The following is a 24,232-nucleotide window of genomic DNA, read 5'->3' as shown; positions in this document are numbered from 1 at the left end:
TTCTGGTCTTTAAAAATAAGATATTGAATGAATTAGAGTCACAATGAAATTTTATTTACGAAAACAAGTAGGCAGACATAATCAAAAAACTCTTCGAATGATCAGTGGGATGAGTGTTTTAGTGGTTATGTCTTCTATGGTTCATGCCGAAATTGTGATCCCTGATAGTGGTACTATTACTCAGCAATTAAGTCCTGAACAATTCAAAGAAATACCTAAAACAGATCAACAGTACTTTGGTTCTGATCCATCGCAGCAAAATTATAGTCAGGATCAGACCCCCATTTGGGTCACAAAAATCCAGATAGAAGGCAATCAGCAAATTGCGACAACGATTTTGCATGATTTAGTCAAGTCACTAGAAAACAAAAATAATGTTATGGCCGATTTACAGTTCGGCGCAGAAAAAATTACCCAATATTATAAGAAGCAGGGGTATTTTTTAGCGAAAGCATATTTGCCCAAGCAAAAACTAGAAAATGGAACATTAATTATTCGTGTGCTTGAAGGCCAACTGGGGAAGGTTATTTTAAATAATCAGTCTAAAATTAAAGATAAGGTGATTCAACGCTACACAGATCAACTCCCTCATCATCAAGCCTTGCAACAACAGCAAAGTAATAAGACTTTGTTGCTTATTTCAGATTTATCGGGCGTGGGGCAAATCCAAGCAAACTTACAGGCTGGCGAACAGACTGGGCAAACAGACCTTGTTTTGGATGTTCTAGAACAACAGACTTGGTTTGGGCGAATCGGGATTGATAACTCTGGTAGTCGCTATACAGGAAAATATCGACTTTCAGGCTATCTCGAAAGTAATAGCTTGCTGGGCTATGGAGAGAAGTTATCTGCTCAACTACTTGGCAGTAATCAGGACTTGGTTTCTGGAAGTCTAAATGCTCGATTTCCTGTAACAGGAACGGGTTTATGGTTAGGCGGTGGTTATAGTAGAACTCAATATGAGCTTGGTGAGCAATTTAAGCAGTTAGAGGCAAAAGGAAGATCTGAAAACTATAATTTAAACCTTGTTTATCCATTAATCCGAAGCCAAAAGTCGAATCTGAATTTGAAGCTGTTAGCCGAAAAAAGAAAGCTATTTGATGAAATTGCTGTAACAGATACAGAGACATTCAAACAGATCGAGGCGAGTCGAATTGCATTAAGTTTTAGTCGCATGGATGATTGGGGCGTTGGTGAGATAAAAGGGGGAATCAATCAGCTTGAATTAATTACGACCATTGGCAACCTGGACATACAAAGCCCATCGGCTTTGAATATTGATCGATTATCGGCAAGGACCCAAGGCAGTTTCAATAAATATGAACTGAAACTTGCTAGACAGCAAAGATTAACCGCATCCTCATGGTTCACCAGTGAGTTATATGGACAGCTTGCATCTAAAAATCTTGATTCAGCGGAAAAACTTTCTTTGAGCCAGATGCGTGCTTATCCAGCGGCAGAAGGGCTTGGTGATCAAGGCTGGGGAGTATCAATTAATTTTTACTACCAACTAACACCATGGCTAAATACGTATCTATTCCAAGATTTTGGGCGAATACAGCAAAATAAAAATCCGTATCTTAACGACAAAAATACCCGTGCTCTGGCAAGCACTGGGATTGGTTTTGGTGGTGGCTCTCAGGACTTTGATTACAATGCCACGCTTGCATGGCGAACTACCTCGGCAGCAAAGAGTGATCAGGATCAGCAACCACGATTTCAATTTGGGGTAGGTTGGAGATTTTAAGTTAAATCAACGATTAATATTTTCTGTAAATATTATTAATAATCTATATTTTAGAATAGAGCTATTCTTTTGTTATGACCTAATATCATGCTTAGATAAATTATATATGTGACTTGTAGATCTGTTTTTAATATATGTCAAGCGCTTAACATATAAATGAGGGTTGGAGTGTAACTTATTCTATGCAAGTAGAGTGAGATTTTTAAGTGATCTATTTAAATAAATTTTATATTTATGGCCTAAATTGTTTAGAAAAATAAAACTGGTATTTTAGAATAATTAATATATTATTTAGAGATGATTCGTTTTTATACAGCTTCACAGCAGATAATGGATTAGAGAATCTCCTGTGATTAATTGATATAAGAACATTATAAAAATAAACAAATATGGATATGCTAAACACGGAGGTGGGTTATGCAAGGCTTTAAATCCCTTCATTTTGCAATGTTGACTCTAGGTAGCTTGTGCTTAAATTCTGCTTATGCAGCGTCTACAACGTTGCATCGCTTATCTGATACTGAAATGTCTGCAACCACAGGGCAGGCTTTGTTGAGTATGTCTTATATTGCTCCTAGTGATACTAAAAATTTAGAAAGTCAGCGTACAGATGGCGATCCAAATCTTGGTTTTTATCGTTTAGGAATGGAAGCGGAATTAGAACTGAATGCCAATATCAAGAAATTACAGTTAGGCTGTGGTGGCGCGAATGGAGCAGGTGGATGCGATATTGATATAGATCATTTAAGTCTCAGTGGCGTTTCTGATACACGTGACGGTAGAGCAGGTTCAAGTGCAAAATTAACCAATCCTTTTATTGAATTTGCGATTCAAAATCCAAATCAGGCCTCAACTCGAAATGTGGTTGGACTCAGATTAAGTGCTGAAAAGGTTTTAGGATTATTGTCACTGGGCACAGAAAACTCGACTACGCCCAATGGAATCAATAGTCTTTCTGGGTATATGAAAGTTCGATCTGGAATTGGGGATACCGAAATAGAGCAAAGTAAAGTTAAGGGTTATGCTAATACAGCAGCACAATATATGAGTTTAGCGACCTATCCGATTGAAGGGCGTTTAATCGCAAATGTATTGGTTGACTTAGCTGATGCCGATTTCAAAACAAATGGTGGTGGTTTTAGTATTCCAGAAATGAATAATCTTCCGTTTGAAAATCCACAAATTGTCGTCAATGGTAAAAGGAATAGCTCAATAGGTTTAAATGCAACCGTCAATATTCCAACAATTAATTTAGGAACAGGAAGTGATTACCCTGCATCAGGTAGAACTACAACAGATGCAAATGGAACAACAACTGCAGTGTATACTGCGGGTAATCCAGTTGATGCCGTGATTACAGGTTGTAGAAATTTAACTTTAGCACCAACATGTCTAGTTGCATGGGAAGGGCGGCAGTTTAGCAATATTAAAATGAGCGGCTCTGTAAATGGAGCGAAAGCAACGGTCAACTTTCAAGAGGCTTTAGGATTTATTCATCGCTTAGAGATTAATTCGGCAGCCTCTTTAAGTTTGCAAAAGCAAAATATTTTGTGGCCAGATTCTGATGCCGCAAATATTGCTCAATCTGGATGGTGGCTTGCTTTACAAGATCCTGTAAGTATTGGACGAGTTGAACCGACACAAAGACTGAGTATTGAACCATTGTTGGGGCAGTTTGCTACAAAAGCTGGAGATTACTTAAAACAGAATCCTGCGCGAACAAATGATCTTCTTGGTGTCATGACGGGTAATGGTTTGGATGTGGATATTGGAAATTTAGACTTGTCGAATGTTGCAGCGTTGCAGATGAATTTATCTAATTTGCAGTTGAATGGACAAAATTTTGCGCCAAACTGCTATGGGAGTTTAAGTTTCTGTTAGTTTTTGTATTAATAAAAAAGACAGCTTATGCTGTCTTTTTTATTTTATTCACCTTTATAAAATAGCTTGATCTAATTCTTTGTTAAATTCTCTTGAAAAGCATATTTATTTATCATTATAGGTCACTTTTATCGGAAAATATTTATTGTTTTATAAGCATTATGTTTATATTAAAGTGATTACTATCATTTTTATAAGTGCTATTTATTTTTAGATCAGGTTGCTATTGAGATAAATGTTTAAGCTGTTTTTTTAAAAAACTAAAAAAGGATTTTATAGTGAAAAGTAGATGTTTATTTATATTTTTTTTAGGGGTGAGTGGTTTTTATCTAGGTTCCGCTGGGGCTGCCTCTTCTACTTTACAGCGTCTGACAGATCATGAGTTGTCTGCAGCGACAGGACAAGCTTTAATGAGTTTGTCGTATATTGCACCAACAGATGCAACGAATTTAGAGACAAAAAGAGCAGGTGGCGATAAAACCATTGGATTTTATAAACTGGGCATGGAGGCGGAGATTGAACTGAATGCCAATATAAAAAAATTCCAGTTGGGCTGTGGTGGAGCTAATGGCGCAAATGACTGTGATATTGATATTGATAATTTAAGCTTAAGTGGTCTGAAACTTGATTCCAGTGGTAAACCGGTTGCGATGACAAGAGAAGAACGAGCCTCTTCATCAGCAAAATTAACCAACCCCTTCTTAGAGTTTGCGATAAAAAATCCAAATAGTGCAGCTACCAGACAAGTCGTAGGATTTCGTTTAAGTGCAGAAAAAGCTATTGGCTTATTAACCGCAGGTAATGAGAACTCTTCCACACCGAATGGGATCAATACAATTTCAGGCTATATGAAAGTTCAATCAGATAATGCTGGTGTAATTAAAGGATATGCAACTACAGCGGTAACACGAGATAATCTATATGGAACGATGTACAATCAAGATGATCTGGTGATCACAGGTACGCTAAAATCAATTTTAGGCGCTAAAGCTGGCTTTAAAACGGTTGGGGGCGGATTTAATATTCCACAAATTAATAATAACTATTTTGAAGTTCCTGCAATATTAGTAAATGAGAATAGAGCTAAATCTAAAGTTTTGTCGGCTCCAGTAAAAGTTCCCAATATTTATTTAGGTAGTGGAGCGAATTATCCTATAAATGGCTCTGTTCAGTACAATCCAAATGGGCCACATGATCCTTCCTATCAAGAACCTTCAGGTATTTACACACAAGGAGGGTTAACCCAAGCTGAAGTAACCAGTTGCAATATTACCGCGTGTTTAATTGCTGGGGTTGGGAAAAGATTTAATCAGGTCATGATGAATGGTACGATTTCAAATATTTCAGCGAATCTGAATTTAACTCAATCACTAGGTTTAATTCATAATTTACCGATTAACTCTCCTTTCTCATTATCATTACAGCAAAATGCCTTACAGTGGACTGGTGCTAAAAGTGATGATATTGCCCAAAAAGGTTGGTGGATGTCATTTTCAGACCCTGTAAAGGCTTTGTTGCATAAATAAATTTCATCCCCATACATGTTAGATGAATACAGAATCAAAAAGCCGATATAAAACAACGAACTGGTCTGAGTACAATCAGGCTTTACGTCAACGGGGTGCTTTCACCATTTGGTTTGATCCCCAAATGCAATGGTCTGCAACACCTAGTGGAAAAAAAGGACGTCAACCTACCTACACTGATATAGCAATTCAATTTGCCCTGACGATACGAAACCTGTTCCAACTGGCTTTACGCCAAACACAAGGTTTCATTCAAAGCCTTTTTCAAATGGCTCACCTCGACTGGAATGTTCCAGACTTCTCAACATTGAGTCGGCGAGCAGATAAGCTCCAGCCACTTCTACATAAATCAGCAAAAAATCCACAGGAAGACTTGCATATTTTAGTTGATAGCACAGGGATCAAAGTTACAGGCGATGGGGAATGGGTGCGTAAAAAACATGGCGTAAACCAACATCGTCAATGGCTGAAATTACATCTTGCGACAGATGCAAACAGTGGAGAAATACAAGCGGTTGAAGTCACGACCTGCCAATATGGTGATGCTGAAATGCTCCCACCTCTTTTAGATCAAATTGATGAACCCATTGCATCTGTCACGACTGATGGTGCTTATGACACAGTGAATTGTTATGATGCGATTTTGAAACGGCAAGCAAATGTAATTATCCCTCCTCGTTCCAATGCTGCTTTATGGGTAGAAAATGAAATTGGTAAAGCAAGGAATCATGCAGTACAAGGCTGTTGGGACAAGGGTCAAAAGCAGTGGAAACGAGATATTGGTTATCATCGACGATCCAGAATAGAGGCTAAAATGTTTGCCTTGAAACGACTTGGACATGGTGTATCTAGTCGATGCTTTAATCGTCAGGTGGTTGACTTGCAAATAAGAGTCGATATTTTGAATAAATTTACTCAACTTGGTACAGCTAAAACGGTGGCTGTTGCATAAATATCTGAAGATTAGAACAACTCTACCTTTCGTCTATTTGTGCAACAAAGCCCCCTGTAAATATTGGTTATGTTGTACCAAAAGATCCAATTGATATTTCTCCACTCTTTCCTCAAATTGCAGCTGCTGTTTCGGATTGGTTACGTGATGGTGGTGGGCATGAGGCCTATACGGGTGATATTTGTGGACTACTTGGATTAGGTGTTCTAGATGTTGATATTGGTACTGTAGATTTAGCGGGTAAGTCATTAAATTTAAATCTAGGTAATTTGCAATTAACAAACCAAAATTTTCAACCAAACTGTTTTGGTAATTTGAAATTTTGTTAATTTTTAGTTTGATAAAAAGTAACTAAGGTTGCTTTTTTATCAAATTAGACGGATAGAAATAATCTATCTGGTTGATTTTATGATTATTTGGCTTTTTCGGTAAATTTTGTTTTACTTTTTAGGTTATTTTTGTCGGAAATTGCCTATTATTTAACAAAAAATAGCTTTATATTGACACGAGACATAGGACACAGGGTTAGTTCGCTAATATTTTGTCTATAAGTAAATTTAACAAGGATAATTATTTTAATTTTAAAAAACTGAAAAGGAATTTTATAATGAAAAATAGATATTTATCAATGGCCTTTTTAGGAATGTTTAGTTCTTGTGCGAATTTTACATATGCCAACTCTGCAACTTTATATTCTATGTCCGATAGTGAAATGTCTGCGACTACAGGTCAGGCACTAATGAGTCTGTCTTATATAGCACCTAATGATACAGCCAATTTGGAAAGGCAACGTGCAGGTGGCGAACAAAGTGTAGGATTCTATAAATTGGGGTTAGAAGCAAAACTGGAATTAAATGCCAATATTCGAAATCTACAACTTGGCTGTGGTGGTACAAATGGCACTGGCGGCTGTGATATTGATATTAAAAATTTATCACTGAGCGGCTTAAATGATGGTGTCGTGAGTGGTTCTACAAATCCGAATGAAGGAAGCCCAACTTTTAATAATGGACGTGCATCGACTAGTGCGGAAATTACCAATCCATTTATTGAGTTTGCGATTAAAAATCCAAATAGTGCTTCAACCCGAGAGTTTGTTGGCTTAAGACTCAGTGCCGAAAAAATTAATGCATTATTAACAGCGGGTATTGCAAATGCAGCAACCCCATCGTCAACAGATGGGATACAAAGCTTGAGTGGCTATATGCAAATCGCAGGTACGACAGGTGATGTCTGGACAAAAGCAGCTACATTCGGAAAGAGTGATTCAAACTGTTTGCCTGGAATTAGTGGTCCAACGGCGTGCCAATCAATTGCGGGGAAATTGGATGTCGTACTGTGGGGCCGTAGAGATTTTGCTAGTTTACCTGCTGATAGTAATACGACGGGTATTACGGTTCCAAGTATGAATGTCGGATTTACTTTACCAGCATTTACCGTCAATGGTAATCGACAAACAAAAGCGGTTGCGCCAAATGTAAGCGCAACGATTCCTGAAATTCCAATTGCAAAAGCATCAAATTGTGTTGCTGGTGATACTCGAGCGGCATGTACTGTTAATTATGACAATGATCAGTTATATGTCAGTCTTAGAAAGGCAAGTGGTTCTGGTTATAATGCTGCCAATTTGGCTCAGACGGACTGTGTTGCTCTTTTGATCTGCCTTGTTAGTAATGCGAAGTTTAAAATGGGAGCAGATTCAAAACTGACTAACTTAAATATAGACATTACCTTTGAACAAGCATTGAGTATGATTCATAACATACCTTTAAAAGGAACGGGTGGATACTTGGCTTTGCAAAAACAAGCTTTGCAATGGCCAGGTGCAAATGCCGATGATATTGCGCAAAAAGGTTGGTGGATGTCATTTGCTGAGCCAGTACAATTAGGATATCTAAAAGAAAAGCATCACAACAAGTTGATATTAGTGGCGTCTTACCTCAGGTTTCTACATTTGTTACTCAGGCTTTATATGCAGGCGATCCAATCAACATTAATTTAGCCGATGCGGCGGGGGCCCTAACGAATAATCCAATTGTTAAAAGCTTAACCATACCAGTGGGCACCAGCACTGCAACACTAACTCTTCAAAATCAACAGCTTAAAAACCAATCTATTCCAACAAACTGTTATGGCAGTTTAACATTTTGTTAATTCGCTTTCTTTTTGAAAAGACAGCATAAGCTGTCTTTTTTTATGGAGATGGAAACTCTCTATCTGAAAATTTTACTGTTTGGTTCATTATTGAATGTTACTTATAACTTTATAGGCCATTTTTATCGGATATTGTCTATTATTTAACAAATTTTGAGTTTATATTGGAAAGCGTAATATGGCATGTGGTTAGCTCATTAACCTTATTTGTCTATAAGTGGAGTTCATGGAGATAAGTATTTCACTTTAAATTTTAGAATCTAAAAGGATTTTTATAATGAAAAATAGATATTTATCTATGGTTCTTTTGGGAACTATGGGGTTATGTGTAAATTCTGCATATGCGAGTTCTACCACTTTGCAGTCAATGTCAGATAGTGAACTTTCAGCGACTACAGGTCAGGCTTTAATGAGTCTGTCTTATATCGCACCTACGGACAATGCTAATTTAATGAAAAATATTGCTGGTTCCAATAATATTGGCTTTTATAAATTAGGTATGGAAGCCAAAGTTGAACTTAATGCAAATATTAAAAATTTACAGTTAGGTTGTGGCGGCATGAACGGTGCTGCTAATTGTGATATTGATATTAAGAATCTTTCTTTAAGTGGTTTGCCTGATAGTTATGATGCAAATGGTAGTCCTATTTTTAATAGCCGTGCATCTACAGATGCGACAATTACAAACCCTTTTATTCAATTTGCTATCCAGAATCCGAATTCTGCTTCAACACGACAAGTGGTTGGTTTACAGTTAGGAGCTGCCGCTATTAGTGGTTTATTGACTGCAGGAACAAACAATAGTGCGACTCCATCGACAACAGATGGAATCCAAAGTTTAAGCGGTTTTATGCAAATTGCCAGCACCACAGGTACTGCAGTGACTCAAGCTGCAACTTTTGGTAAAGGAGCTAGTAATCAGTCACTTAGCGGCTATGCAAATATTTCTGGTTTAGGTAATGCATCATTTGTGAGTGACCCGTCTAATAGTAAAACAACCGGGATTACAATTCCAAGTATGACCGTTCCATTTACACTTCCTTCCTTTAGTATTAATGGTGTGAGACAAACTCAAGCTAATGTACAAAATATTATGGCGAATATTCCGATTATTCCAATTGCGCCACAAACAGGATGTTCAGGAAATATTACGGGGACAAATTTAGCTTGTGGTTCTGGAAACACAACTTGGGGAAATGATCAATTATATGTTGATTTAGGGTGTAATGCCCCAGGTTCAGGACTTTGTGGGCTGATCACCGCCGCAGTACCCAATACCATATTTAAAATGGCAAATAACTCAAGCATTACCAACTTGAAAATGAATATTACTTTTAACCAAGCACTGAGTATGATTCATAACATACCACTTACAGGGACAGGTGGATATTTATCTTTGCAAAACCAACAACTTCTTTGGCCTGGTGCAACTGTTGCTACCTCTGATCAGGGAATCAATAATTTGAATGCGATGAGCAGTGGAACGGATGTAGCGCAACCTGGATGGTGGATGTCTTTTGCCGAGCCAGTACAGTTAGGTAAATTAAATGTGACTAATCCTGTAGATATCAGTTCGGTGCTGCCGCAAGTTGCAAAAATGGCATCCGATCAATTGAAAACGTCTCCATATACATATGTTAGTTTTGGATCGGCGATTGGAGCTTTAACCGGAGCACCAATCGTGCAACAAATTAATATTGATTTAGGGGCATATACAACAACCAATCCTGCAACTTTAACACTACAAAATCAGCAGTTAAACAACCAAAAGGTTGTTTCAAACTGCTATGGCTCATTATCATTCTGTTAATGTCTATGCAAAATTGAACTATTTAAAATGGAATTTAAGTGGAAGTTATAAGCTTCCACTTTTTATTTATATTGAAGGGAAGTCTGATGCTAAATTTAAGAGGATTAAATCGAGTCGCGGTTGTGGGAGGTGGGACAGCAGGTTGGTTTGCAGCCTTGCAGCTTAGGCAGGTGTTTGGCCCATCTGTTGAGGTAATGGTTATTTCCGCGCCAGAGATTCCGATTGTTGGTGTGGGTGAAGGTGGGGTACTCAATTTACTGACGGTATTGCGTGATTTAGAGATTGATTTAAAGGATTTTATAGATAAAACAGGGGCTACACTTAAATTGGGGTTTCGCTATGAACGTTGGCGAACGGGTAAAGAAGATGACTATTACTACCATCTTTTTCCGCTTCCAACAGAAGACTTTGCATGGAATGAATTTGGATTTAATCCTTATTTATCTGGACTATTTAATCATGGCATAGATGTTAGTCGCTATATGGCATCTTATCAATTTAGTGAAGATCGTAAACCTTTTCAGGAGGTTTTACAGATTTTATTAGAAGGAAAAAATAATTTTGGAGCTTCGCTGCATTTTGATACTTTTCGGGTTGGTCAATATCTAAAGAAAATTGCTCTATCTAGAGGGATAGTTCATATTGAAAATAAAATAGAGGATTTTGAACTCGACCCTGCAACAGGCTATGTCTCTGCAATTCAATGCATAGATCAGAAGATTAGTTGTGACTTTGTCATTGATGCCTCTGGATTTTCAAAACTCTTGATCGGGAAAAAATACCAAAGTTATTGGTGCTCTTTTGCTGACATTTTACCGATGAATAGAGCTTTACCTTTTCATTTACCGCATAAGAATAAAATTGAGTTGGTGACAAGAGCGACTGCCTTGAGTTCGGGCTGGGTATGGCAGATTCCACTACAAGAACGGATAGGTGCGGGCTATGTCTATCATGATCAATTCATTACAGATCAGCAAGCGCAGCAGGAAGTTGAGCAATGGTTGGGCTATTCAATCAATCCGGTTAAACCTATCGCATTTGAGGCAGGCTATTTTCAAGAGGTCTGGATCAAAAATGTCGTAGCTATTGGTTTGGCATCGGGTTTTATTGAACCATTGGAGGCAACGTCAATTGGCCAGATGCTCAGTCAGTTAGCGTTGTTGATCTCATTTATTCAAGAAAATCATGGGGTGATTTCACAGCAGAATATAGATTTTTATAACCACCAAAATGCCCAATATTGGCAGGGTATACGTGATTTTATTCGTATGCATTATGATACTGGACGGTCAGACACCCCATTTTGGCAATATATGCTGACCGTACCACAGTCAGAAAGCTATCAAGAACTAAAAAAATGCTGGCTACATCGGACACCACGAGATATTGATTTTGTAGAACATAGTATGGGAGGGATGTCGATGTTTAGTGCTGCCAGCTGGTTTGCTGTGGGGGCTGGGGTTGGGGTCATCAAGCCTGAAGCGACTTCGGCGGAACTCTATGCATTGTCACCAGAAAAAAAGCAGAAATTAGCGAAGTATTTGCAGGAAATAAAGCAACAGTTAGCACTGTGATTTGTTGCATGTGTTCAGGGCAAAGTTATATTTATTTTCATACATCGGAAAAATGTAACTTTTAACGGGTTTTTTTTGCATTTGCGTAAATAGTAGGCATAATAAAAACTGAGATTGACTAGGTGGATTTGGCCTAAGTTTGGAGTGGTGCTTGGAAGCATATCTTTGACTGTGATTTTTCGCAGTAGGAAGTCACTCAGCAAGATTTAGAAAAATAATACTGGTGCGGAGCATCGTGTAACAGGAAGGTCAAGATGACGACATTTCATACGGTATCATTTAAACGAACTGTTTTAGCAACGTTGATTGGCTTATGTTTAAGCCGATACGCTTTTGCATTGCAGGAAATTTCAGATGAAGCTCTAAGCCAGACAACAGGTGAAGGGATTGCGATTTTACCCACCAATTTTGATTTTATTTTTCGTGGTGCAAATACGGGGAACGAAACCAACACTGCTTTGCTGAATGATCGTAGTAAAGATACGGGTTATATCCATTACCTGCCTGTTGGTGGTCTGACGTCACTTGCTCAGGATACCAATAAAGATGGTGTTGTGAATGGATCTGACCATTCAGTAGGTAAGGCTGATATTTATTTATATGGTCTTGCTTTATCGAAAAATAATAGTAATGACACAAATAGTCGTTTTGATTCAGTTTCGCCCCAGATAGCAAGTTGGGGAACAGCTGAGAATCCATGGGTACTAAAAGCAAAAACAGCAGCAAATGTACCCAACTTTTCTGGCGTTGATGGGGCTGTTACCTATCTGAATCTAGAAGCGCCGTTATATGAAACAGGCACTAAAACTGGGGTCGATGCCTATAATTTAAAGCTTGCTTTCTGGGCAGATGCTTTTGTTCGTGACCAAAGTAAATCTGATGGCGCTGCTGATCAATTTAATTTGGGTGAATTATTTAGTACCAGTGATCCAAATCGTGCAAATCGCCTAAGATTACAGGCAATTATGAATGGTTTTAGTATCAATGGTAGTAACTTGCAAGTCTTTCAGACTCTAGCAGGTTCAAGTAATGCCAATGGTATGAGCTCTTTTTATAATAATACTTTAGGCCTCGCAGGCGTTATTCGTATCAACAGTGGGGATGGTGCGAACCTAAAAGCGACATATACCGATACCCAATTGGGAAGTATTGGAACGACATCGGCATGGACGACGATTCATAATGGACAGGATGCAACCTTAGGAACATCGAAAACAGCTGCGACAGGCAGTTGTGGTAATACGGGAACAGGTTCGTTTGACAGCACATCTGCAGGATGTAAGTTTATTGTTCAAAAGCAGACTCGAACAGATACTCAGCAAATCAAACGCGTGTGGAATGTGCCTACTAACAGCGTTTTAAGACTCAGTACACGAGAAACGTCAGCTTACGACTGTTCGACCAATCCTGCTAAATGTCTGGAAACACCCGCATTGTCAAGTGGCGCAACAGCACCCAGTTTTGATGCCAATGAAGGCATATTTATTTATAACCCGAATATCAACCTGGTATTAGGTGGCTTATACCAACCTGTTATTCTAGGCTCGAATGGCCGAAACTTTAGTCTGGAAATTGCTCGTATTCCAAATAATCCTGCAGTTTATAAGAAGATCTATACCGATTATACAGGCGCGGATCCGTCTTACTTAGGTTCAACCTGTAATGTCTATCAATGTGGTACTTCTGACATCGCAGGTTATCAGGGTGGTTCAGCACGTATCGATTATTCGACCTCGGCACTTTCAGGCAAGAAGCTGGCAACGCATAGTAGTATTAGCCTAGGCTCTGTTTATAGCGGTGATGGTGGTAAAACTTTACAGGCTTATAAAGGAACTGCTGGCGTTGATGATGCTGTCGGTATTTCTTTTGGGAATATGCAAAATCCAGCGGGTATACTGAGTAATGTCACAACCAATACCGCAACACAGATCCGTTATGCACAACGTGAAATGAATACCTCTACTTGGATTACCAATAGTCGATGCACAAGTACTAATATTTGGGGAAATTGTAATGGTGTGACTAATACCACTGGTTCTTTATATCAATGGCAATATTATAATGGTGCAGGGGTTTTAGATAAATCAACGAACGGTTGGACCAATACGCCGACAGATGCTTCGTTATGTAACGCTAATGGTGGTTCAGGGAGTTGTAATAATAATGCTACTGATACTTCAACACCAAAATATGCCACTGTTGGTAACCGAACATGGTCGGATACAAATTTAAATGGTGCGGCGTGGCGTACCACAGCTAATCCGATTTTAGACAGTTTTATTGGATCATCCAATGGAACAACAGGTGCTGTAATTCCAACAACCAACACCGCACCAACCCCAACAATTCCAAATAACAATATGGGTTCGGCAGTCATTGATGGTCTACTTATTCAGCATCTAAAAATTACAACGACAGGGCTATAGGAGCATATACATGAAAAAAATACTCGTTTTGCTCTTATCGTTAACCTCAAGCTTATCTTATGCCGAATTACAAGCTTTAGATAATGAAACACTTCAGTCTATACGAGGACAGGGTGGAGCAGACTTATCCTTAAAGGTTTCTTTAAATCATGATGTACTCACAGATAATGCCTTGTTGACTGGTACAACACCGACCTTTAACTGTACAAATTTGGAATATTGCCGCTTAGCCGTTTCTGTAAATAAACGTTTTGTTCAATTTCAGTCGGGTGATTCAGCTGATGTTTGGTCTTTAGCGGCAAGTGATCCAACCAGTACAAACAAAGCACGTAAATTGTGGGTGGTATTTAAAGGCTTGCAAGGGACCTTGAATATCCAAAAAATTGGTCTAGAGGGGATTGATTTAAATTATACCAAGTATGTAAATGGAGCAGCGTCTGGTTCAATGATTAAACCTGCAATGCAGTTTTCATTTGATCCGACTAAACCGATTCAAATTCGTGATTTCGGTTTTAATGCTTTGTCGATAGAACAGGATAAGGTTCTATCTTATTTTGATGCATCAGGAAAACTAGTCGAGGAAACCAGTAGCAATCCGCAAGATTATGGTTTTTTAAAAACAGCAACTTATAGTGCAGTCCCACAAAGTACTGGTGCAACAGGCACAACTGCAAATAATTATGATACCAATAAAGAAACCGGTTTTATGGGATTGAAAATGAATGGCAACCTTGCAATGGAAGGCAAAGTTCAGATTTTTGCTTGTAGTAATCATGCACGTTGTTAAATTTATCGGTTTCAAAGGATTGAGCTATGAAAAAAAATAATCAAAAGCTGCATAAGGAATGCTTTGTACTGAATGCACTTGCAGCAAGTCTGCTATTGATTAGCCATTCTGCATATGCCTTGCAAGAACTTGATGACAGATCTCTAAGTAATGTCAATGGCCAAGATGGCCTGCATGTCAATTTAGACTTTAAAGAAGTGAATGTCGGGACATTCTTCTGGCAAGATAATGCTGGACGAGGCAGTGCAGGAAAAACAACGGATACGACTTTGCGTGCTGAAGGGGAAAATTTTAAAATCCAATCGCATACGTCAACACCTACAGTAAATCCTAATGTCGATATTAAACTGAATAGTGGTAGTCAAGCTGGTAAGACAGGTCTGGATTTTAATTTAAAAGTTGCACCTGTGTTGATCAGTATGAATAAGTTCAAAGTCTGTGATACAACGGTATGTGGTAGTCCTGTGGGAGATATTGCTGTACAAACCAACTCAGACACCAGTATCAGCTTTAAAACAAGAGATGGCCTGTTTAGTAAAGATGGCCAGAGTGAGCTAGTCTTTAGTTCAAGAAATGCGAACATCTATTTAGGTCAAAAGACTGGACCATCAACCAGCCAAATTCTTAATCAGTTGATTCTGAAGAATTTCAATTTTAATTTCGCCGCTAAAGGCGTGATGTATATAGATGGCACAGACGGTTTTATTGTGAGAACCAATGCTGCTAATGCTCCCAATGCTGTGATTAACTATAATGCAGATGGCTCGGTAAATACCGCAACAAGTACCAAACCAAATTCAACGTATGGTTATGTTGATTTTACCCGAGTCACAGACCCTGCCAATGCTGGAACAATTACAGGAAATACCTATTCCGCTACGGCAAGTAATGCGGGTTTAAATCTTGAGTTTATGCTCAATAAGAATGTCAACGCTAACACCCCTTATTCAGTAGATGCAACAAAAACGCCACTGAATGGGCAACTGACGTCAGACACTGCAAAAGGTCTTATTCGTCTCGGTGCAAGTGGCCGTATGGTCAATGGCTCAGTACAGGTGAGAGGAACAAACTCCAACAGCTTTGATAGTGGTGTGAATAACGGGACATTACGGACAGATCCTGTTTACAATGTGCCTGCGAATCAATATGGTAATCCTGACAATACCAATATTCTAGGTAAAGCCAATAATGCGGTTAGTGCTACTGGTTCACAAAATATCATCGGGGATACGGGTATTGCTTTCCGTATGCGAGCGGATTTTACCAAAAAGAATGATCCGATGCTGGAAGGGGATAATTCTAAGGCGACCACTTTGGAAATTGGTGGAGCTGGCTTTAATACCTATGGTTTTGAGTTTGGAGAACTGACAGGACTGAACCTGCAAAATCGTGGTTCATTTGATACTGGTAATGTTTATTTAAATTTGGTCGATACCAAAACTGTTTTGTTGCCTGCGAATAAGGTTTTACAAACCAGTCGGTATTGGAATGGTTCTACCTCAACAATGCTTACAACCGATGCGGATTATGTGCAGAGCATACATAATGGCATAACGGATCAAAATCCATATGCAATTCTTGCCGCTATTCGCGGTGCTGAATTTCAGGCGTTTTCACGAAGTGGACGATTTACCAATAGTGCTAGAACAGTGAACACAACAATTCCGAAGATTAATGACACTGCTGGAAATACATGGGGTTTGGCCTTACCATTTTATGATCTGAATGCCAATCTGGCCATGTATGGTACAACAGCCCCTTCAGATGCCTATTATTATGATTTGAATGGTAATCGTTATACTGTTGTTGCTGGTTCTGAACGTCTAGGTTTCTCTCTTGCCATGAGTACCACAGGTATGAATGGTAGTACAGATACCACCAAGCAAAAAACAACTTCAATTTTATTATTGGATAATGCCGATACAAACTCTGTTCGTTATATGGGCTTACGTAATATTGATATGTTGTTGAAAGGAACAGGGACACTGGGCCTTGAAAATGGTAGTTTTAACGCAAGTTTAAAAGATATATTAATTATTTTATCTGCACAAATCGCAGGTGGTTATTTACCAGGTGCAAGGTATGCTGGTACATCTACGGCAGCCTTAGCTTCATCGGCTGATTTCTCGAATAATAATGACGTGTTACTTTCAACTAAACTGCGTTTAGATGGTAAAAAAATTGATCTTTCCCTGATTCCCAATAGTGAATATACAACGACAGATGGAAGTCGTTTAAGTGTTGTCGGTGAGTTAGAATTAAAAGCGGTAAAAGATGGTGGAAAAAGTGCGATTCAGTTGAGCGATCCTCTGGATGGATCAACAGTTGGCTTTGACAATATTGATGGTAAGGTTGCATTCAACAATGCGATTATTATTGCACCAGATACAAGAACTGCATGTCCTACTGCGGGATGTGACGGCATGGTGTCATTTAAAGCCGGTTTAACCCTTAACCCTGCTGGAACTACGGGAACGGGAACTGCCCAAGATAAAATTGATGGTGTGTTACGGGTTCGGGATATTAACTTCTATCCACCATCAGCAACAAGTGCACCGCAACGCCTAGGTGAGGCTGTGTTCACAGGTGGTCGTATAACAGGGCAGCTTGGAATTATTCCTCGAAACTAAGGATAGGCATGATGAATAAAATAATTGGATGTTTGTCGCTGTTATTGACGCCATTTGCAATGGCGATGCAACCGCTTGATGACCAAAGCCTATCTAGTGCAACGGGACAGGATGGTTTGAATATTGGTGTTAATGTTTCAAAAATTGAGTTTAAACAAATCTCAGTGATCGATAGTGATGGCTGGGATACTAAAAATGCTGCGGCGACTGAATATCGTGGGCGCGCTGGTCTGGTATTTGGACAAAGTCCAAATACCACTGTGTCCAATCCGAACATCACATTCAAAGCAGCTGGGGCTGCAAGCGATTTAAATTTAAAAGCGGTTATCGATACTGATAAGGGGACAGGTACAGGTGGTGCATTTGCCAATATTGCCTTGTCATTTGGGAATGTAGATGAATTTGTGATTTCTCCTTTATCTGTTTATGCGGCCAGTGATAGCACAGGTGTTTTATCCAGTTTGGTTGGATCAAATTATCTTAGAGGTTCTATTTTCGACACGAACCCAGGCACACTGAAGAGTGGTGTAAAAGAAATATTACGCCTCCAAAATGGCTTGAATGTTAAATTCTTAGCAAGTAATAAACCAAAGATGAATATCCAATTGGGAGCCGCGCCACAAGGTAAAATGATACGTTTTGGTGGTGCAATTGATTCAATTTGTGGTGCTGGTTCAGGCTGTAATATGATGCTTGTTTCTGGTTATGATGGAATCAATAACCCTGTTGGTGCAAGTTTTAATTTTCAGTTAAAAGCCTCAAACCCAACAGGATTTGGTTTAGATAAATTCTATGCTGGAATTATTGGTGAATCGAGTGTGGGTCAAGGGGATGGGGCGCTGGTTTTTGGAAATGAAGGAAAATCAGATAATGTCGATTTAAAACTGAATAACATTCAGTTTGGTAATACGGCAGCTATTCCGGCTACATCTGATGCTGCATATCGTTTTAATGGCTTACAAAATAGCTCAATTGGGAATATTGGTTTTACCAATGCATCTGTGACGGATTTAAAAATCCGAGTCAATGGAATGTAGCATAACAAGTTAATGAGACAGTAATTTTTTACTCTAAAGCGGCATAAGCCGCTTTTTTATTGAAGGATATGGCTGTGACTAAAAATCTTAACTTTGTTTCAAATACTGGATGATTTCTTCGAGTTGTTTGATCTTTTTCACCTGAGCCCACAATGCTTGTGCTTCCGGATAGGCTTTGCTCATCATACCTAGCCATTGTTTATAACGACCCACCATACCAATTTCAGTTTTATATTGCCCACTTAAGAAACGTAGTTGTAGTTCCACCAAATCCTGCCAAGACAGCAACGCCTGATCCATATTTTGACGGATACACAAGGTTAAATCAGGGGTGGTCACTGCACCGCGTCCAATCATTAAATCTTGACAATATGATTGCTCTAAACAGGCCTTAGCATGGGCATTGTTCCAGATCTCGCCGTTAGCAATCACATTGATATTCAATGCCTCGGTAATTGGCTGTATTTTTTCCCAATAGGCTGGCGGGGTATAACCATCGGCTTTGGTACGCGCATGTACGGTTAACCAACTCGCACCCGCATCTTCAATGGCATGGGCGTTGTCTAGGGTATGATTTTCATCAAGATAGCCCAAACGCATTTTAGCTGAAACAGGAATATGTGCAGGTACAGCATCTCGGACGGCTTTCACCAATAGATGTACCGTTTCAGGTTCATCAAGCAGAACAGAACCACCACGATGGCGATTCACTGTTTTGGCAGGGCAACCGAAATTAAGATCAATGGCTGGTGCGCCCAGTTCAACCACTTTGGCTGCATTGGCTGCCAACATGTCTGGATTATTGCCAAGGAATTGTACATGTACAGGCGTACCCGCAGCAGTTCTACCTTTATTTTTTAATTCAGGACAAAAGCTATAATAAATATGATCTGGCAAGATGCTATCGGTAATACGGATAAACTCAGTCACGCACCAATCAAAACTGCCAACATGGGTGAGCACATCACGCATGATCGGATCAGTCAGACCTTCCATCGGAGCGAGTACAAGTTTCACGATTTTTACCTAGCGAAGCGAAAACAGCGTTATACGCATTTTCAGATAGGCTGTCTAGTTTTTATTAGAATGTGAAAAAACTAACGCCCTAAAATCATTTCCAAAACAAATTTACTGCCCATAAAGCCGATGGCGAGCAGGATAAAACCCGTAATAGTAAATTGAATGGCTTTACGGCCACGCCAGCCAAATTTGTAATGCCCAATCAATAATGCCCCATATAAGAACCATGAAATAATACTAAAGGCGGTTTTGTGGGCTAGATGCTGGGCGAAGAAGTTATCAATAGTAAAGAAACCAAATAACAGAGCTACTGTCAGTAAACCAAATCCAGTGATGATCAGATCAAAAAGCAAAGACTCCATCACCTGAAAAGGCGGGAGTAAATTGACCCAAATACGACGTTTTTGTTTCTTTTTTAGTTCCCGATCTTGAAACCATAGCAAAACGGCGTGGATCGTGGCCATTAACAGCACGGCATAGGCAGATAGGGAGAGAATAATATGTAGATCGAGGCCAAAACTATGTTGTTCAATAATTTGATTGGGTTGGCTAAAGGCAAAACCCAAAATTAACCCAAAGGCTGCGACAGGTGTTCCGATCAGGTTCAATGGCAGAATTGGGCGAATCAGGCTCAAAATTAAACTCAGCGCCAACATCAATCCAGAGGTAAATGACATCAGGTTAAAGACATCATAATTCACGCCAAGCGCTGTCATCATGTCTTGATAGAGTACAGTACTATGTAGGATCAATCCTAACCCAACCATCAGACCATAACACCAAAGATTTGGAGTACGTTTTGACATCAAGTGAATAAACAAATACCAAAATGAACTGGTATAGGCGATGAGTGCCAAAATTGTGTAAACCAAGGGGAGACTGATCATGTCAAACCTTTTTTAGGAGGATGAATAATATTCGCCATATAAGATATAAATTCGCTTCGAACTACAGTATCCTATAGCATCTTATGCATAAATTTTCTATTTTAAGAAAGATTTTTTTGCAACTAGCCATTTTAAGCGGATTTCGCAATGTTTGATACCTTAACAGAACGACTCACACAGAGTTTAAGAAATGTTACTGGCTCAGGGCAGCTGACCGAAGACAATATTAAAGATACCCTACGTGAAGTACGTATGGCTCTTCTTGAAGCCGATGTGGCGTTACCTGTAACTCGTGAATTTATCGCGAAGGTTAAGGAAGAAGCGCTCGGTCAAGAGGTCATGACTCAGCTTTCTCCTGGTCAGGCATTTGTAAAGATTGTCTATGATGAACTCACCAAGATGATGGGTGAGGCAAATGAAACACTTGATTTAAGCGCAAAACCCCCTGTGGTTGTATTGCTTGCAGGTTTGCAGGGCGCGGGTAAAACCACAACGGCTGCAAAATTGGCGCGTTTCTTAAAAGAACGCCAAAAGAAAAAAGTCATGACTGTTTCTGCCGATGTATATCGTCCGGCAGCGATCAAGCAGTTAGAAACCGTATCGAACGAAGTTGGTGTTGGTTTCATTCCTTCAGAAGCAACTGAAAAGCCAATTGATATTGTCAATCGTGCCATTGAGCAAGCGAAAATCCAATTCGCAGATGTCTTGATTGTCGATACAGCCGGCCGTCTGCATGTCGATGAAGACATGATGGATGAGATCAAAGAATTACATGCTGCGGTGAAGCCAACTGAAACCTTATTCGTTGTTGATGCAATGACGGGTCAGGATGCTGCCAATACAGCCAAAGCGTTTAATGATGCTTTAGCACTAACAGGTGTGATCCTCACCAAAACTGATGGTGATGCACGTGGTGGTGCGGCACTTTCTGTTCGTGCCATCACAGGCAAGCCAATCAAGTTCTTGGGCATTGGCGAGAAACTGGATGCACTTGAGCCATTCCATCCTGATCGTGTTGCCCAACGTATTCTTGGGATGGGTGACGTCCTTTCTTTGGTCGAAGAAGTTGAACGTAAAATCGACAAAGAAAAAGCCGAAAAAATGGCGAAAAAATTGCAAAAAGGCGGAACCTTCAACTTTGAAGATATGCTGATGCAGTTTGAGCAAATGAGCAAAATGGGCGGCATGATGGGCTTCTTGGATAAGTTGCCTGGTATGAGCAATGCGGGCATTCAGGATGCGATTGAAAAAGCCAATCCTGAAAAGCAAGTGAAGCGTATGGAAGCCATCATTCAGTCGATGACGATCAAAGAGCGTCGTAATCCTGATTTGATTAACCCAAGTCGTAAAAAACGTATTGCAGCAGGTTGTGGGATGGATGTTGCCGAGGTCAACAAGTTGATCAAGCAACAAGCGCAGATGGCAAAAATGATGAAGAAATTTGCTAATCCATCAGGCATGAGCAAAATGCTGAAGTCATTGGGTAATATGCAAAAGCAATTTGGTGGTGGCGGAAATATGGGACCTTTATTTGGCAGTAATGACCAGAAAAAGTAAGTTCTATACTTCCTAAAAAGGCGCTTGATGCGCCTTTTTTAATGCGAGAGTGTTGTATGAATTTAATACAAAACATCAACATTCAAGGTGCTTTAAAAAGAAGAGAATTAAAAATAAGTCTATGTTTTACATTAAAAAGTAGTGTTAAATATGTCACATAATTCAAAGAATAGCGTATTTATTCTGCATTGTGAAAATGCTGATCCGGAACAGCATTGGTATGTATGGCTGGAACAACAACTGAAAAGTGAAGAGGTTGCGGTTGAACGTATTTTACTTGCTGATGCCGATCATCCCGAAGCTGAAGTTTGGCAAGCCTGCTTGGAGGCACAGTTAAAGGGGATGAATGAGCACAGCATTGTCGTGGCACATGGCTTATCTTGTGTGGCCGTGGCTCGATTTCTGGCCAAACGACTCAAGCAGCATGCCTTGAAAGCTGGTATTTTTATTGCCGGTTTTCAGGATGTCATTCCACGACATCCTGAGTTTAATCGTCTTATTGAGCATTCACATTTTGAGAGTGGTTTATTGCGTGCCAATATCCAAAGGCGTCTGGTTTTCTTTTCCAGTAATGATCCGATCATTCCTGTACCACTTACCTTTAAATTTTCTCATCTACTCAATGCCCAACTGATTGAGGTAGCTCAGGCTGGGCATTTTCGTACAGAGGATGGGTTTAGTGAGTTCCCTCAATTATTGCAAGTTGTTCAAACTTTGTTGAAAGCAGAATTTAGTTGAACATAATGACGTAAGCCTTTGAGCAATAAGTCGGATTCAACTTGAGGCTGATAATGGCTGAGGAACTTGGCAAATAAAGCAGCATCACCACCAGTCAGAATCAGCGTTTTAGGAGACTGTTGCATAATTTGATCAATCGTACTGATCAAGCCAAGCAAGATACCGTGATGCACCGCATCTACAGTATTGTGGCCAGGTTTTAAATTATCAAAAGCCGAGTCTGGAATTTTAATGCCTTTGGTATTTTGAATTAGCGAGTCTCTTTGTAAATACAGATTTGGCAGGATATAACCACCTAAATGCTGCAATCCTTCGACCAGATCAATCGTTAATGCTGTACCACAACCAATCACACAAAAGTTTTGATCTGGCTTTGCCATGGCCAAGACTTGCAACCAGCGGTCAATCCCGAGCTGGCTTGGGACATCATAGCCACAATGTAAACCCGCATATTCGGCATGCACTTTGGCAAAAATAATCGGAATATCCAAAATGTCGAGAATCATGTGAATACGTTGATTATTTTCCGAATCCAAAACGGACGAAATCCCGACACGACTTAAGTTTTGATGACGAAAGTGCTGAATCAAACCCAGTAATAAATCGGCGGGGGATTGCAGGTGAAGTTCGGCTGCATGTTCAATCACTTGATCATGTGCCGTAATCCAGTATTTTAAGCGGGTATTACCAATATCCAGCCATAAACTTTTCATAGAATCACCATTTCCTCAAATCGATGCGAGGCGCAAACGGCCTTGATAGAATTGCTGAAGCTGATCGTTTTTGATCAATACCGCACCGTCATTGGAAATCCCTTGAAAGACTCCCTGAACTTTCCCTTTAGCATGTTCAAATTCGACCTGTTGATTGAGCCAAATCGCATGATGGTTAAAGCGTTCAGCGAGATTATAGCTGCCATGCTCAAACCACTGCGCTGCCTGTTGAATGGCGGTGTAGAGTTCCGCAATCAAGGTTAAACGATCTGCATGGGCGAGACCGAGCATGGCTAAAGAAGTGATCGGTTGGTCTGCATTTGCTACAGGTGGCGTATTTAAATTCATTCCTACCCCCACAATGGCTTGATTGGGTGAAAGTGGTTCTACCAAGATTCCGCCCCATTTTCCCTGAGAGCTATATAAATCATTGGGCCATTTGACCTGCAAGCTCAAGCCATGCAAGCTTGGCATCTGTAAGATATTTAACGCAACTTCAAGCGCTAAGCGACCATCCAGTGCTGTATTGGTTTGAATCAGTGTGCTTAAATAAATGTTGCCTTCAGGAGAGGCCCATTGTCGTTGGTGCTGACCACGACCTTGCGTTTGCTGTGCACTACAGACCAATCCTGTGGTTATCCCTTTTTGCGCAATTTCACGCATATCATCATTGGTCGATGTTGTGGTTGTTTTAAGCAGTACCACTTCTGGAGATTGATTTTTTGCGTTCAATAATTGCTGCAGCTGGCGGGTTGCGAAATCATCCATCATTTTTACAAGTAGAGTGGTCATG

Annotated in this window: 17 protein-coding genes and 1 pseudogene; 14 read left to right on the top strand and 4 right to left on the bottom strand. The window is 39.7% G+C overall.

The genetic code is table 11. The features are described from left to right. The first annotated feature begins 43 nt into the window (after positions 1-43). From F895_RS14785 to F895_RS14835, 12 genes and pseudogenes are all read left to right on the top strand, one after another. Positions 44-1,747 (top strand): ShlB/FhaC/HecB family hemolysin secretion/activation protein, encoded by a 1,704-nt coding sequence (locus F895_RS14785; RefSeq protein WP_005239394.1) that lies wholly within the window; start codon positions 44-46, stop codon positions 1,745-1,747. A 417-nt stretch (positions 1,748-2,164) separates the two neighbouring features. Further along, positions 2,165-3,628, top strand: a complete 1,464-nt coding sequence (locus tag F895_RS14790) for a hypothetical protein (RefSeq protein WP_005239391.1) — start codon at positions 2,165-2,167, stop codon at positions 3,626-3,628. A 278-nt stretch (positions 3,629-3,906) separates the two neighbouring features. After that, a complete protein-coding gene (locus F895_RS20145) occupies positions 3,907-5,154 on the top strand; it encodes a hypothetical protein (RefSeq protein ID WP_005239389.1) in 1,248 nt (415 codons plus the stop codon). 22 nt (positions 5,155-5,176) lie between these two features. Further along, positions 5,177-6,106, top strand: coding sequence for an IS5 family transposase (locus tag F895_RS14800; protein ID WP_005238191.1), 930 nt, complete (start codon positions 5,177-5,179; stop codon positions 6,104-6,106). Between the two features lie 53 nt (positions 6,107-6,159). Beyond that, positions 6,160-6,435: pseudogene (locus F895_RS20425) on the top strand (hypothetical protein); the annotation flags it as partial. Positions 6,436-6,713: 278 nt separating this feature from the next. Then, positions 6,714-8,108 (top strand): hypothetical protein, encoded by a 1,395-nt coding sequence (locus F895_RS14805; protein ID WP_005239387.1) that lies wholly within the window; start codon positions 6,714-6,716, stop codon positions 8,106-8,108. A 429-nt stretch (positions 8,109-8,537) separates the two neighbouring features. Next, a complete protein-coding gene (locus F895_RS14810) occupies positions 8,538-10,070 on the top strand; it encodes a hypothetical protein (RefSeq protein ID WP_005239385.1) in 1,533 nt (510 codons plus the stop codon). Between the two features lie 86 nt (positions 10,071-10,156). Next, a complete protein-coding gene (locus tag F895_RS14815; RefSeq protein ID WP_005239383.1) occupies positions 10,157-11,644 on the top strand; it encodes a tryptophan halogenase family protein in 1,488 nt (495 codons plus the stop codon). Positions 11,645-11,898: 254 nt separating this feature from the next. After that, positions 11,899-14,070, top strand: coding sequence for a hypothetical protein (locus F895_RS14820; protein ID WP_005239381.1), 2,172 nt, complete (start codon positions 11,899-11,901; stop codon positions 14,068-14,070). A 10-nt stretch (positions 14,071-14,080) separates the two neighbouring features. Next, a complete protein-coding gene (locus F895_RS14825; protein ID WP_005239379.1) occupies positions 14,081-14,857 on the top strand; it encodes a DUF6160 family protein in 777 nt (258 codons plus the stop codon). 26 nt (positions 14,858-14,883) lie between these two features. Continuing rightward, positions 14,884-17,487 (top strand): DUF6160 family protein, encoded by a 2,604-nt coding sequence (locus F895_RS14830; RefSeq protein WP_005239378.1) that lies wholly within the window; start codon positions 14,884-14,886, stop codon positions 17,485-17,487. Between the two features lie 8 nt (positions 17,488-17,495). Next, positions 17,496-18,524, top strand: a complete 1,029-nt coding sequence (locus F895_RS14835) for a DUF6160 family protein (protein ID WP_005239375.1) — start codon at positions 17,496-17,498, stop codon at positions 18,522-18,524. 87 nt (positions 18,525-18,611) lie between these two features. Here F895_RS14835 and F895_RS14840 read toward each other — a convergent pair whose 3' ends face one another. Together F895_RS14840 and F895_RS14845 are read right to left on the bottom strand one after the other, a co-directional pair. After that, complete coding sequence (locus F895_RS14840) at positions 18,612-19,541, bottom strand: tRNA dihydrouridine synthase (RefSeq protein ID WP_005239373.1); 930 nt, start codon at positions 19,539-19,541, stop codon at positions 18,612-18,614. Positions 19,542-19,621: 80 nt separating this feature from the next. After that, positions 19,622-20,431, bottom strand: coding sequence for a cytochrome C assembly family protein (locus tag F895_RS14845; RefSeq protein WP_005239370.1), 810 nt, complete (start codon positions 20,429-20,431; stop codon positions 19,622-19,624). 147 nt (positions 20,432-20,578) lie between these two features. On the opposite strand from F895_RS14845, the gene ffh reads away from it, so the two are divergent. Together ffh and F895_RS14855 are read left to right on the top strand one after the other, a co-directional pair. Next, on the top strand, positions 20,579-21,988 hold the full coding sequence (gene ffh / locus F895_RS14850) for a signal recognition particle protein (RefSeq protein ID WP_005239368.1): 1,410 nt from the start codon (positions 20,579-20,581) through the stop codon (positions 21,986-21,988). Positions 21,989-22,138: 150 nt separating this feature from the next. Then, positions 22,139-22,726: an RBBP9/YdeN family alpha/beta hydrolase gene (locus tag F895_RS14855; protein WP_005239367.1), complete on the top strand. Its 588-nt coding sequence runs from the start codon at positions 22,139-22,141 to the stop codon at positions 22,724-22,726. On the opposite strand, the gene F895_RS14860 is transcribed toward F895_RS14855, so the two are convergent. Together F895_RS14860 and F895_RS14865 are read right to left on the bottom strand one after the other, a co-directional pair. Next, entirely contained in the window at positions 22,696-23,439 is a 744-nt protein-coding gene (locus F895_RS14860; protein WP_005239364.1) for a pantothenate kinase, read from the bottom strand. The genes F895_RS14855 and F895_RS14860 overlap by 31 nt on opposite strands. Positions 23,440-23,454: 15 nt before the next feature. Further along, positions 23,455-24,231: a biotin--[acetyl-CoA-carboxylase] ligase gene (locus F895_RS14865; protein ID WP_005239363.1), complete on the bottom strand. Its 777-nt coding sequence runs from the start codon at positions 24,229-24,231 to the stop codon at positions 23,455-23,457. Position 24,232 lies beyond the last annotated feature (1 nt).

The sequence above is a fragment of the Acinetobacter sp. CIP 64.2 genome, from assembly GCF_000369645.1.
Taxonomy (GTDB): domain Bacteria; phylum Pseudomonadota; class Gammaproteobacteria; order Pseudomonadales; family Moraxellaceae; genus Acinetobacter.
Note: the sequence above shows the minus strand (reverse complement) of the source record. Positions and strands in the feature narration are given on the sequence as shown.